Raw genomic sequence first — 12,548 nt, 5'->3', positions numbered from 1 at the left:
GGTTTTTAAAGCAAGATCAAAAGATCGCAGACTGCGGCAGCTCCTACTGGGTTCACGTTCTCACAGGAGAGTAGGTGACCTACAGGATATAACGGGACAGGTCTTCGTTCTGTGCCAATTCGCCCAAGTGGCTGTTAACGTAATCGGCATCGATCAGGATCGCCTTTTCGTCATGGGTGCTGGCCAGATCGCCGGCACTGAACGACACCTCTTCAAGCAGACGCTCCAGCAAGGTGTGCAGGCGACGGGCGCCGATGTTCTCGGTCTTCTCGTTGACCTGCCAGGCAATCTCGGCAATACGCTTGATGCCGTCCGGCTGGAACTCGATGAGCAGTCCTTCGGTTTTCAGCAGCGCGCAATACTGCTCGGTGAGCGAGGCATGCGGTTCGCTGAGGATGCGCTCGAAATCTTCCGGGCTCAGGGCCTTGAGTTCGACCCGAATCGGCAGGCGACCTTGCAGTTCCGGCACCAGATCGCTCGGCTTGCTCAGGTGGAACGCACCGGAGGCGATGAACAGGATGTGGTCGGTCTTGACCATACCCAGTTTGGTGTTGACGGTGCAGCCTTCGATCAGCGGCAGCAAATCGCGCTGTACGCCTTCACGGGATACGTCGACGCCACCGGTATTGCCGCGCTTGGCGACCTTGTCGATTTCGTCGATGAACACGATGCCGTGCTGTTCGACAGCTTCCAGCGCCTTGGCCTTCAACTCTTCTTCGTTGACCAGGCGACCGGCTTCTTCGTCGCGAACCAGTTTCAGCGCTTCCTTGACCTTGAGCTTGCGGCTCTTGCGCTTGCCCTTGCCCATGTTGGCGAACAGGCTCTGCAGCTGGTTGGTCATTTCTTCCATGCCCGGTGGCGCGGAGATATCGACGCCGGTAATTTCGGCTACTTCGATTTCGATCTCCTTGTCATCCAGCTGGCCTTCGCGCAGGCGTTTGCGGAACAGCTGGCGGGTGTTGGAGTCCTGGGCCGGGGCGGCGTCTTCGTTACTGAAGCCCATGCGTGCCGGTGGCAGCAAGGCGTCGAGGATGCGCTCTTCGGCGGCGTCTTCGGCGCGGTGGCGAACCTTGGTCATTTCCTGTTCGCGCAGCAGCTTGATCGCAGCGTCCGCCAGATCACGAATGATCGATTCGACGTCGCGGCCGACATAGCCCACTTCGGTGAATTTGGTCGCTTCGACTTTGATGAACGGCGCGTTGGCGAGTTTGGCCAGGCGACGGGCGATCTCGGTTTTGCCGACGCCGGTCGGGCCGATCATCAGAATGTTCTTGGGGGTGACTTCGACGCGCAGCTCTTCGGGCAGCTGCATCCGGCGCCAGCGGTTGCGCAAGGCAATGGCGACGGCGCGTTTGGCATCGTCCTGGCCGATGATATGGCGATTGAGTTCGTGGACGATTTCACGGGGGGTCATGGGCATAGTAATTGGCGGTCCTCAAGCAAAAGTGAGCCGTGGCGTTAGGCCGAAACAGGCTTACTCAGCGAGATCCTGCTCCTCGATGGTGATGTTGTGGTTGGTGAACACGCAGATGTCGCCAGCGATGCCCAAAGCGGTTTCGACGATTTCCCGGGCCGACAGGTCGGTCTTTTTCAACAGCGCGCTGGCCGCCGCCTGGGCGTAGCCGCCGCCGGAACCCATGGCGATCAGGCCTTCTTCGGGTTCAACCACGTCACCGTTGCCGGTGATGATCAGGGAGGCGTCTTTGTTGGCGACCGCGAGCATGGCTTCGAGACGGCTGAGGGAGCGGTCGGTGCGCCATTCTTTGGCGAGTTCGACAGCGGCGCGAACCAGGTGGCCCTGATGTTTTTCGAGTTGGCCTTCGAAACGTTCGAAGAGGGTGAAGGCGTCAGCGGTAGCCCCGGCAAAACCGGCGATAACCTGACCGTGGTACAGGCGGCGAACTTTCTTCGCGTTGCCTTTCATCACGGTATTGCCGAGCGAAACCTGGCCGTCGCCGCCCATGACGACTTTGCCGTGGCGGCGAACTGAAACGATGGTGGTCAAGGGAGAGTCTCCACGCAGCGGGGCGAAAATGCCTTATGCCAACTCATATGGGGGTGGTGGAGCGTTTTTCAACTGTAGGACGCGGCGGGGGACGAGCGGTGCGAGGCGCGTAGGAGCTGCCGAAGGCTGCGATCTTTTGATCTTGTTTTTGATTGTCAGTAAAACAGGATGCTGCAACCCCTGAAAAGATCGCAGCCTGCGGCAGCTCCTACAGGGATTTGTGTTTCCTGTGGGAGCCGCTGTGGCAGCGGATCAACGGCTCTGGCGTTGTTGTAACAACAGATTGCTGAAGCCGCTGCCCGCCAGTTGCTTCTGGGCGGTGGTCAGTTGTTCGCGGTTGCTGAACGGGCCGACCAGCACCCGGTACCAGGTCTCGTCCTTCACCGTGCCGGATTCAACCGCCACGGCCTGACCCAGCAGGATGATCTGCGCCCGAACCTTGTCGGCATCGGCTTGTTTGCGGAACGAACCGGCCTGCAGGAAGAACTTGGTCACCGGCGCCGCTTTAGCCACCGGTGGCGCTGGCGGCGGAGTGATGCCGGCCAATGCCGCTTGAGCCCGGGCAGTGTCGATCTTCGCCGCTTCCGCAGGCGTCACCGGCGTGGTCGGTACGGCCGGCACTTGTGGTGTCGGCAGGGTTTTCTCCGGTACCGCATCCGGCGGCACGATCACTTCCGACTCCGGCAGCAAGGTGTAGAAGTCGTACTTCGGCTTCACCGGTTGCGTCGGGCTCGGCGGGGTCTTGTTGGCCTCGGCGATCTTGGTCGCTTTCTGCTGTTGCTCGACCTTCTCGCGCTTGACGCTGTCACTGCCCTTGCCCGGCTCCAGCTTCATCAGGAACACAATGAACGCGCCGACCGTCAGGCCGATGGCCATCCACAGCCAGCCCGGGATCGGTTGCTTTGCAGGAGCTTGGTAACGGCTGGCGCCACGCTTGGGTGCAGGTTTTTTCTTGGCAGCCAACTTACATGCGCTCCAGAGTTTCCAGACCCAAGAGTTCCAGGCCTTGCTTGAGAGTGCGGCCGGTCAGTGCGGCAAGGCGCAGACGGCTCTGCATTTGCGCCGGGGTGTCGGCGCTGAGGATCGGGCAGTTCTCGTAGAAACTGGAGAACAGGCCGGCAACATCGTACAGGTAGGTGCAGAGAATGTGCGGCGTGCCTTTGTCGGACACGTTATTCAGGATTTCGCCGAACTGCGCCAGTTTCGCCGCCAGCTCATGTTCGTGCGGTGCTTCGAGGACGATCTGCCCTTCGACTTCGCTGAAGTCCTTGCCGAGCTTGCGGAACACGCCGGCCACTCGGGTGTAGGCGTACAGCAGGTACGGTGCGGTGTTGCCTTCGAAGTTCAGCATCAGGTCGAAGTTGAAGCTGTAGTCGCTGGTGCGGTGCTTGGACAGGTCGGCGTACTTCACCGCGCCAATGCCCACGACCTTGGCGATGTTGCGCAACTCGTCTTCGGCCAACTCCGGGTTCTTCTCCTTCACCAGCGTGTAGGCGCGTTCCTGGGCTTCGGTCAGCAAGTCGATCAGTTTCACGGTGCCGCCGTCACGGGTCTTGAACGGACGACCGTCCGCGCCGTTCATGGTGCCGAAGCCCATGTGTTCCATTTCCATCGGATGGGTCACGAAGCCGGCCAGACGCGCGACCTGGAACACTTGCTGGAAGTGCAGGGCCTGGCGCTGGTCGACGAAGTACAGCGCGCGATCGGCTTTCAGCACGCCGCTGCGGTAGCGCACGGCCGCCAGGTCGGTGGTGGCGTAGAGGTAGCCGCCGTCGGCCTTGACGATGATCACCGGCAGCGGGTCGCCATCGGCATTCTTGAACTCGTCGAGGAACACGCATTGAGCGCCGTTGCTCTCGACCAGCATGCCTTTGGCCTTGAGGTCGTTGACCACGTTGATCAGGTCGTCGTTGTAGGCGCTTTCACCCATCACGTCGGCCATGGTCAATTTGACGTTCAGCAGTTCGTAGATTTTCTGGCAGTGGGACAGCGAGATGTCCTTGAACTTGGTCCACAGGGCCAGGCAATCCGGGTCGCCGGCTTGCAGCTTGACCACCAGGCCACGGGCACGGTCGGCGAACTCTTCCGACTCGTCGAAGCGCTGCTTGGCGGCACGGTAGAAGTTTTCCAGGTCCGACAGCTCGTCGCTGGTGATCGGGTTTTCCTGCAGATAAGCCATCAGCATGCCGAACTGAGTGCCCCAGTCGCCGACATGGTTCTGACGGATCACGGCGTCGCCGAGGAACTCCAGCACTCGGGCCACGCCGTCGCCGATGATGGTCGAGCGCAAGTGGCCGACGTGCATCTCTTTGGCCAGGTTCGGTGCCGACAGGTCAACCACGGTGCGTTGCACCGGGCCGGCCTTGCGTACGCCGATGTGGTCGTCGGCCAGGGCCGCGTCCAAGCGGGTCGCCAGGGCTTGGGTGTTCTGGAAGAAATTCAAGAAGCCAGGGCCGGCGATTTCGGCTTTGGAGACGTTTTCGTCAGCCGGCAGCGCGGCGATGATTTTTTCGGCCAGATCACGGGGTTTCATGCCGGCTGGTTTGGCCAGCATCATCGCGATGTTGCTGGCGAAGTCGCCGTGAGTCTTGTCACGGGAGTTTTCCACCTGGATCGCCGGCGACAGGCCTTCAGGCAACACACCTTCGTTGACGAGTTGGGTGATGGCTTGTTGGATCAGCTGGCGAATGGTGTCTTTCATGGTCTTCTCTTTCGACCGCAGGCGCGGCGGCGCTTCAGTGCGCTGGTGGAAAAACTGGGCATTATCCGTTGCGAAGACGGGCTTGCCAACTATAGCGGGCAGGTTATGGATATGTGGTGAAAAATCGGCCGCCATCGCGGGCTTGCTCGCGAAAGCAATCTTCCAATCAATACAAATCCACAGGGTCTACATCCAAAGACCAACGCACCGCCCGCCCGCTCGGCATCTGCTCCAAAGCCAGCAACCAACTGCTCAACAATCGATGCAATGGTGCCCGGGCCGTGGCTTGCAGCAACAACTGTGCGCGATAACGCCCGGCCCGGCGCTCCATCGGTGCCGGAACCGGCCCCAGCAACTCGATGCCGGTCAGATGCTGTTCGGCCAGCAGTCGTTCGGCCTCGCTGCACGCTTCATCGAGGAACCCTTCGGCCTGCCCCGGTTTGTGCGCTTCGGCCCGCAGCAGCGCAAGATGCGCAAATGGCGGCAACCCGGCGCAGCGGCGTTCGCTCAACGCCTGTTCGGCAAAGGCGAAATAGCCCTGCTCGGTCAGTTGCACCAGCAGCGGGTGGTCCGCCAGGTGCGTCTGGATGATTACTTTGCCCGGCTCTTCGGCGCGGCCCGCGCGTCCGGCGACCTGGACGATCAACTGCGCCATGCGCTCACTGGCGCGGAAGTCGCCGGAGAACAACCCGCCGTCGGCATCGAGAATCGACACCAGGGTCACCCGAGGAAAGTGGTGCCCTTTGGCAAGCATCTGTGTGCCGACCAGAATGCACGGCTGGCCTTTCTGGATGGTCGCGAACAGCTGATTCATCGCGTCTTTGCGTGAAGTACTGTCGCGGTCGACCCGCAGCACCGGGACGTCCGGGAACAGAATCCCCAGGCGTTCCTCGGCGCGCTCGGTACCGGCGCCCACGGGCCGCAAATCGACCTTGCCGCACTTTGGGCAATGCCGAGGCACGCGCTCGACGTAGCCACAATGATGGCAGCGCAATTCGCCCGAGCGCTGGTGCACGGTCATTCGCGCGTCGCAACGCTGGCATTCGGACATCCAGCCGCAATCGTGGCAGAGCAGCGTCGGGGCGAACCCTCGGCGGTTGAGGAACACCAGCACCTGCTGGCCGGCGGCCAGGGTCTGACCGATGGCTTGCTGCATCGGCCCGGAAATGCCGCTGTCCAGTGGACGACTTTTCACGTCCAGGCGCAGGAAGCGCGGTTGCTTGGCACCACCGGCGCGCTCATTCAGGCGCAGCAGGCCGTAACGACCGGTGTAGGCGTTTTGCAGGCTTTCCAGCGAAGGCGTGGCGGAGCCGAGGACAATCGGGATGTTTTCCTGTCGGGCGCGAACCAGCGCCAGGTCGCGGGCGTGGTAGCGCAAGCCTTCCTGCTGTTTATAGGAGCCGTCGTGCTCTTCATCGATGATGATCAGGCCGGGGTTCTTCATCGGCGTGAACAGCGCCGAACGGGTGCCGATAATAATGTCGGCTTCGCCATCCCGCGCAGCTAGCCAGGCGTCCAGGCGCTCGCGGTCGTTGACGGCGGAGTGGATCAGCGCGATGCGTGCATTGAAGCGCTGTTCGAAGCGCGCCAGGGTTTGCGGGCCGAGGTTGATCTCCGGGATCAGCACCAGGGCTTGCTTGCCGGCCTCGAGGGTTTCGCGGATCAGTTGCAAATAAACTTCGGTCTTGCCGCTGCCGGTGACGCCGGCCAGCAGGAACGCATGATAACTGTCGAACCCGGCGCGAATCGCTTCATAAGCGGCGCGCTGCTCCGGGTTGAGCGGCAATTCCGGTTGTGCCAGCCAGTGTTCGTGGCGAGCGCCGGGCGCGTGCCTGCGGATGTCTACCTGCACCAGATCCTTGGCCAGCAACAGATCGAGGCTGTCCTTGCTCAGCATCAGTTTGCTCAGCAACTGATGGGCGACGCCGTGGGGATGTTGCGCCAGGGTCGCCAGGGCTTCGCGCTGCCGCGGGGCGCGGGCGATGCGCGGGTCATCGAGGCTGGCGCCGGGCGCGGCGGACCAGAACCGCTCCTGACGGGCTTCGGCCAGCTCACCCTGACGCAGCAACACCGGCAGCGCCCAGCTCAACGTGTCGCCGAGGCTGTGCTGATAATACTGGGACGTCCACAGGCACAGCTTGAACAGCGCGGGTGGCAGCGGCGGTACGGCATCGAGCAGGGCCAGCGCCGGTTTGAGCTTTTCCGTCGGGACTTCGCTGTGGTCGGTGATCTCCACCAGAATCCCGATCATCTCCCGCCGGCCGAACGGCACCCGCAAACGCATGCCCGGGTGTAACTGGGCGCGCAGGACTCCGGCCGGGGCGCGATAGTCGAACAGGCGGCGCAGGGGCGAAGGCAGGGCGAGGCGCAGAATGGCGTTGGGCACGCGATTGTTTTCTCGAATGAGGGGGCAAGGAAGAAGGCCGGGAGCCTAGCAGACGGTCGGATCTGTGTCCTCCATCAGGAAAGCGTTCAAGTGTTGACGAGTGGGTTTTAATGCCAGGCAAGGCGCTACGACGACTCATAGCGCGCTATGGGGAGGAGTAGCAACGCAGCATGGCGTTAAAAGACGCCGTCAACATTGAACAGTCTTTCCTGATGGAGGGCACCCACGACAGCTTGCGTGATTGCAAAGGTCTGGTAGAATCCGCGGCCTAATTACGTGCGGTATTCAACAATAGTGTTGGGTGGCGGCACGCTAGCCTGAGGAAGACACCATGAAAGCCGATATCCATCCAGAATACCCAGCAGTTGAAGTAACTTGCAGCTGCGGCAACAAGTTCGAAACCCGTTCGACCTACGGCAAAGCCCTGGCGATCGACGTTTGCAACGAATGCCACCCGTTCTACACCGGTAAGCAAAAGACTCTGGACACTGGCGGCCGCGTTCAGCGTTTCGCAGACCGTTTCGGTGCTTTCGGCGCGAAAAAGGCCTAAGGCCGATCAACTTGGGAAGCCGTTACGGTTTTTCCATGCTGATGAAAAAGGCGTCCCTCGCGGGCGCCTTTTTTATGTCTGCGATTTGGCTTTCCGCTGCCCAGGCTTTCTGCCCGGCGCCGAGCGGGCTGGCGCCGGTCGCGGTGCAGCGGGTGGTGGATGGCGACACCTTGCGTCTGAGCGATGGGCGCAGTGTGCGCATGATCGGTTTGAACACGCCGGAGCTGGGCAAACAGGGTCGTTCCGACGAGCCGTTCGCCGTGGCCGCGCGCAAGCGCCTGGAAGCCCTGGTGGCCGCCAGCGACGGGCGGGTCGGTTTGCTGCCGGGTAAAGAAGGCAAGGACCATTACGGCCGCACCCTGGCCCATGTCTACAGCGTCGATGGCGCCAACCTCGAAGCGCAGATGCTTGCTGAAGGTCTCGGTTTTCAGGTCGCGGTAGCGCCGAACGTCGACTTGGTCGGCTGCCAGCAGGCGGCGGAACGCAGTGCTCGTCAGGCCGGTCTCGGGCTGTGGCGACAGTCACCTGTACTGAAAACGGAGCAGATCAACGCGTCCGGCTTCGCCGTGCTCAGTGGTCGTGTGAGCAAGGTTCAGCGCAATCGCGGCGGGGTTTGGATCGAGTTGCAGGACTCAGTTGTATTGCGGGTTGCACCCAATATGCTGGGGCAATTCGATGGCGCGTCGCTTGAGAAGCTCAAAGGCAAGCAAATCGAGGCTCGTGGCTGGGTCGTGGATCGTTCGCGCCGTGGCGGGCTGAAGCCCGGGCAGGCGCGCTGGCTTTTGCCGCTGACCGATCCGGCGATGTTGCAGGTCGCGCCGTAAGAAAAAATTGTAGACATTTATTCTGTCGATTGTGAACAGTCTATCCCTTGTGTTCCGTGGCTCTTGGCCCAAAGTCGTAGGGCAGGGCGCTTGACAGGGGTGACTGGTCAGTCTTGTGGGGACTTTGCGACACGAGTATCCTCGGCGGTCCGTCTGTCCAACAGTAAAAAGCGGAATGCCCACATGTCTGATTTGAAAACTGCCGCTCTCGAATATCACGCCAATCCTCGTCCAGGGAAGCTGAGTGTCGAGCTCACCAAGGCCACTGCTACCGCCCGCGACCTGTCGCTGGCCTACAGCCCCGGCGTAGCCGAACCAGTACGCGAAATCGCCCGCGATCCTGAACTGGCCTACAAATACACCGGCAAAGGCAACCTGGTTGCAGTCATTTCCGATGGCACCGCGATTCTGGGCCTGGGTAACCTCGGTCCATTGGCTTCCAAGCCGGTGATGGAAGGTAAAGGTGTTCTGTTCAAGCGCTTCGCCGGCATCGACGTGTTCGACATCGAAGTCGACTCCGAAAGCCCGCAAGCCTTCATCGACACCGTCAAGCGTATCTCCATCACCTTCGGTGGCATCAACCTGGAAGACATCAAGGCACCTGAGTGCTTTGAAATCGAACGCGCTCTGATCGAGCAGTGCGACATTCCGGTATTCCACGATGACCAGCACGGTACCGCGATCGTGACCGCTGCCGGCATGATCAACGCCCTGGAAATCGCCGGTAAAACCCTGCCGGAAGCCAAGATCGTCTGCCTGGGCGCCGGTGCTGCCGCCATCTCCTGCATGAAATTGCTGGTGAGCATGGGCGCCAACATCGAAAACATCTACATGGTTGACCGTACCGGTGTGATCCACTCCGGCCGTGACGACCTGAACCAGTACAAGGCTGTGTTCGCTCACGCGACCGACAAGCGCACCCTGGCTGACGCGCTGGAAGGCGCCGACGTGTTCGTTGGCCTGTCCGGCCCGAACCTGCTGAGCGCTGAAGGCCTGAAGTCCATGGCGGCCAACCCGATCGTGTTCGCGTGCTCGAACCCGGATCCGGAAATCTCCCCGGAACTGGCGCACGCCACTCGCAACGACGTGATCATGGCCACCGGCCGTTCGGACTACCCGAACCAGGTCAACAACGTACTGGGCTTCCCATTCATCTTCCGTGGTGCCCTGGACGTTCGCGCCAAGCGCATCAACGAAGAAATGAAAGTGGCTGCCGCCAACGCCCTGCGTGAACTGGCCAAACTGCCAGTGCCTCAGGAAGTGTGCGACGCCTACGGCGGCATCAAGCTGGAATTCGGTCGTGAATACATCATCCCGAAACCAATGGATGCCCGTCTGATCACCGTGATCTCCGATGCCGTGGCCAAGGCTGCGATCGAGACCGGCGTGGCGACCCTGCCGTATCCGAAGAACTACCCGCTGAAAAGCGTGGATGACGTGTTCAACGGCTAAGTAACCGTTCCATAGAAAACCCGGCCAATGGCCGGGTTTTTTTATGGAGCAGAAGTCCTACGAAAAAAAAGCCCCGCACTTCTTTCGAAGGCGGGGCTTTTTGGTGTTGCGGCGATCAGAACAAATCGATCGGCGCCGCTTCGTCCGCAGGCAGCGGGCTACCCGGTGCGTTGCCGTTACCCAGCTCGTTCACCGATGGCGGCGTGTCTTCGGCCTTGAACAGCTCAAAGTAGGCGCCTGGCGTGCTTGGGGTGGCTGCACGACCGCTGACCGGGTCGACCCGCAGGCTGAGGATGCCTTCAGGTTCCGGCTGGGTATGAGGCGGCTTGCCTTTGAGGGCGGCGCCCATGTAGTTCATCCAGATCGGCAGGGCGACGGTGCCGCCGAACTCTCGTTTACCCAGGCTTTCCGGTTGGTCGAAGCCGGTCCAGACGGTGGTCACGTAATCGGCGTTGTAGCCGGAGAACCAGGCGTCCTTGGATTCGTTGGTGGTGCCGGTCTTGCCCGCAATGTCACTGCGGCCCAAGGCCAGTGCGCGACGGCCAGTGCCGAGCTTGATTACGTCCTCAAGCATGCTGTTGAGGATGTAGGTAGTGCGGCCATCGATGATGCGTTCGGCCACCGCTGGCGCTTGTGACACTGGCTGGGCGCCCGGCGCTTCGCCTGGGGTGGCGTTGACGGTGAAGGTATTGGCGGCCGGCACGGCGATGCCGTCGCTGACTACGTTGCCTTTCGGAACGCTCGGCGGGTTGGCAACGAACAGTGTGTCGCCGTTGCGGCTTTCGATCTTGTCGATGATATACGGGGAAATCTTGTAGCCGCCGTTGGCGAAGGTGCTCCAGCCGGTGGCGATTTCCATTGGCGTCAGGGTCGCGGTGCCCAATGCCAGGGACAGGTTGCGTGGCAGGTCCTGCTTGTTGAAGCCGAACTTGCTGATGTAGTCGATGGTGCGGTCGACGCCCAGCGCTTGCAGCAGGCGGATCGAAACCAGGTTGCGCGACTTGTAGAGCGCTTCACGCATGCGGATCGGGCCGAGGAAGGTGTTGGTGTCGTTCTTCGGGCGCCAGACCTTGTCCAGGTACTCGTCGACGAACACGATCGGTGCGTCGTTCACCAGGCTGGCGGCGGTGTAGCCGTTATCCAGGGCGGCACTATAGACGAACGGCTTGAAGCTCGAACCCGGCTGACGCTTGGCCTGCATGGCGCGGTTGTAGTTGCTCTGCTCGAAGGCAAAACCGCCGACCAGAGAACGAATGGCACCGTTCTGCGGATCGAGGGACACCAGTGCGCTCTGGGCCTGTGGAATCTGGCTGAATTTGAGCGAATTGTCCGGCTGGCGTTGTACGCGAATCAGATCGCCGACCTGCGCGACGTCCGACGGCTGCTTCGGATTGGCGCCCATGCTGTTGGTGTTCAGGAACGGACGGGCCCACTTCATGGTGTCCCAGGCTACGTGTTCTTCGCCGGTGCGGGTCAGCACCTGCACACCGTTCTTGTCGACCTGGGTCACGATCGCTGGTTCCAGGCTGCTGATGGTCCGCTGCTTGGTCAGTTCCAGGGTCCAGGCCTCTCGGGTTTTACCCGGCAGGCGTGACTCGGGGCCGCGATAACCGTGCCGTTGATCGTAGGTCATCAAGCCTTCGTGAACCGCGCTGTTGGCCATTTCCTGCAAATCGCTCGGCACCGTGGTGGTGACGCGGAAACCTTCGGTGTACGCATCGCTGCCATAGCGACCGACCATTTCGGCGCGGGCCATTTCGGCGACGTACGGTGCGTTCACTTCCGGGGTCGGCACATGGTAGCTGGCGTTCAGCGGTTCGTTGATCGCCGCGGTGTAGTCGGCTTCGGTGATCTTGCCGAGCTTGTACATGCGCCCCAGGATCCAGTCGCGACGCTCCTTGCTGCGGGCCGGGTTGGCCAGCGGGTTGAAGCGCGACGGGGCTTTTGGCAGGCCGGCGATCATCGCCATCTGCGCCAGGCTGACGTCACGAATCGACTTGCCGTAATAGACCTGCGCCGCTGCCTCGATGCCATAGGCGCGGTTGCCCAGGTAAATCTTGTTGACATACAGCTCGAGGATTTCGTCCTTGGTCAGCTGCCGTTCGATTTGCAGGGCCAGGAGGATTTCGGTGGTTTTGCGCGAGAAGCTGCGCTCGCTGGTCAGGAAGAAGTTCTTCGCCACCTGCATGGTGATGGTGCTGCCGCCGGACTGAATGTGTCCGCTCTTTACCAGCTGGGTGGCGGCACGCATCAGGCTGCTGGGATCGACGCCATAGTGGTTGGCGAAATTGTCGTCTTCAGCACTTAGTAACGCATTAATGAAATTGGGGGGAATGTCGGCGAAACGGATCGGCGTACGGCGCATTTCGCCAAATTCTGCGATCAACTTGTTGTCGCTGCTGTACACCCGCAAAGGAATCTGCAACTGAATACTTCTCAGTGCCTCCACGGATGGCAATCCGGGGCTAAGGTAAAGAAAAGCGCCGCTCAGACCCAGGAGCAGTCCGCAGAAAACGGCGACGATGGACCAACCGAAAAATTTCAGCAGACGAATCAAGGCTTTTGGATATCCAGGGCAAAGAATGAATTAGGCATCAGGGTTCAGGCTATAAAGAGAATGACCCGCGCTT

The 12,548-nt window shown here is 61.1% G+C and carries 9 protein-coding genes; 3 read left to right on the top strand and 6 right to left on the bottom strand.

The window, feature by feature from the left end; genetic code table 11:
• Nucleotides 1-79 precede the first annotated feature (79 nt).
• The 5 genes from hslU to AC1D2Q_RS10515 all read right to left on the bottom strand — a co-directional run bounded on the left by hslU (nucleotide 80) and on the right by AC1D2Q_RS10515 (nucleotide 7,092).
• Complete coding sequence (gene hslU / locus AC1D2Q_RS10535) at nucleotides 80-1,420, bottom strand: ATP-dependent protease ATPase subunit HslU (protein ID WP_019581849.1); 1,341 nt, start codon at nucleotides 1,418-1,420, stop codon at nucleotides 80-82.
• A 54-nt stretch (nucleotides 1,421-1,474) separates the two neighbouring features.
• Nucleotides 1,475-2,005, bottom strand: coding sequence for an ATP-dependent protease subunit HslV (gene hslV / locus AC1D2Q_RS10530; RefSeq protein ID WP_007936812.1), 531 nt, complete (start codon nucleotides 2,003-2,005; stop codon nucleotides 1,475-1,477).
• Between the two features lie 252 nt (nucleotides 2,006-2,257).
• Nucleotides 2,258-2,968 carry an SPOR domain-containing protein gene (locus tag AC1D2Q_RS10525; RefSeq protein WP_007936813.1) on the bottom strand — a complete coding sequence of 237 codons (711 nt, stop codon included), beginning with the start codon at nucleotides 2,966-2,968 and terminating at the stop codon, nucleotides 2,258-2,260.
• Between the two features lies 1 nt (nucleotide 2,969).
• Nucleotides 2,970-4,706 carry an arginine--tRNA ligase gene (argS, locus tag AC1D2Q_RS10520; RefSeq protein ID WP_477813153.1) on the bottom strand — a complete coding sequence of 579 codons (1,737 nt, stop codon included), beginning with the start codon at nucleotides 4,704-4,706 and terminating at the stop codon, nucleotides 2,970-2,972.
• A gap of 166 nt (nucleotides 4,707-4,872) precedes the next feature.
• The gene (locus AC1D2Q_RS10515; RefSeq protein WP_477813152.1) at nucleotides 4,873-7,092 is read right to left on the bottom strand and encodes a primosomal protein N'; all 2,220 of its coding nucleotides are present in this window, start codon (nucleotides 7,090-7,092) and stop codon (nucleotides 4,873-4,875) included.
• 331 nt (nucleotides 7,093-7,423) lie between these two features.
• On the opposite strand from AC1D2Q_RS10515, the gene rpmE reads away from it, so the two are divergent.
• The 3 genes from rpmE to AC1D2Q_RS10500 all read left to right on the top strand — a co-directional run bounded on the left by rpmE (nucleotide 7,424) and on the right by AC1D2Q_RS10500 (nucleotide 9,918).
• Entirely contained in the window at nucleotides 7,424-7,642 is a 219-nt protein-coding gene (rpmE, locus tag AC1D2Q_RS10510; protein WP_477813151.1) for a 50S ribosomal protein L31, read from the top strand.
• 35 nt (nucleotides 7,643-7,677) lie between these two features.
• A complete protein-coding gene (locus AC1D2Q_RS10505; RefSeq protein WP_477813150.1) occupies nucleotides 7,678-8,466 on the top strand; it encodes a thermonuclease family protein in 789 nt (262 codons plus the stop codon).
• Nucleotides 8,467-8,649: 183 nt separating this feature from the next.
• Nucleotides 8,650-9,918 (top strand): malic enzyme-like NAD(P)-binding protein, encoded by a 1,269-nt coding sequence (locus tag AC1D2Q_RS10500; protein WP_204123936.1) that lies wholly within the window; start codon nucleotides 8,650-8,652, stop codon nucleotides 9,916-9,918.
• A 115-nt stretch (nucleotides 9,919-10,033) separates the two neighbouring features.
• On the opposite strand, the gene AC1D2Q_RS10495 is transcribed toward AC1D2Q_RS10500, so the two are convergent.
• Complete coding sequence (locus AC1D2Q_RS10495) at nucleotides 10,034-12,472, bottom strand: penicillin-binding protein 1A (protein ID WP_477813157.1); 2,439 nt, start codon at nucleotides 12,470-12,472, stop codon at nucleotides 10,034-10,036.
• Between the last annotated feature and the right edge of the window lie 76 nt (nucleotides 12,473-12,548).

It is taken from the genome of Pseudomonas sp. P1_A1 (assembly GCF_056406935.1).
This window is presented reverse-complemented; position numbering and strand designations above follow the sequence as displayed.

Coding starts and splice junctions, on each gene's coding strand:
- hslU (WP_019581849.1), bottom strand. CDS start 1,420: ATGCCCATGACCCCCCGTGAAATCGTCCACGAACTCAATCGCCATATC.
- argS (WP_477813153.1), bottom strand. CDS start 4,706: ATGAAAGACACCATTCGCCAGCTGATCCAACAAGCCATCACCCAACTC.
- rpmE (WP_477813151.1), top strand. CDS start 7,424: ATGAAAGCCGATATCCATCCAGAATACCCAGCAGTTGAAGTAACTTGC.
- AC1D2Q_RS10505 (WP_477813150.1), top strand. CDS start 7,678: ATGCTGATGAAAAAGGCGTCCCTCGCGGGCGCCTTTTTTATGTCTGCG.
- AC1D2Q_RS10500 (WP_204123936.1), top strand. CDS start 8,650: ATGTCTGATTTGAAAACTGCCGCTCTCGAATATCACGCCAATCCTCGT.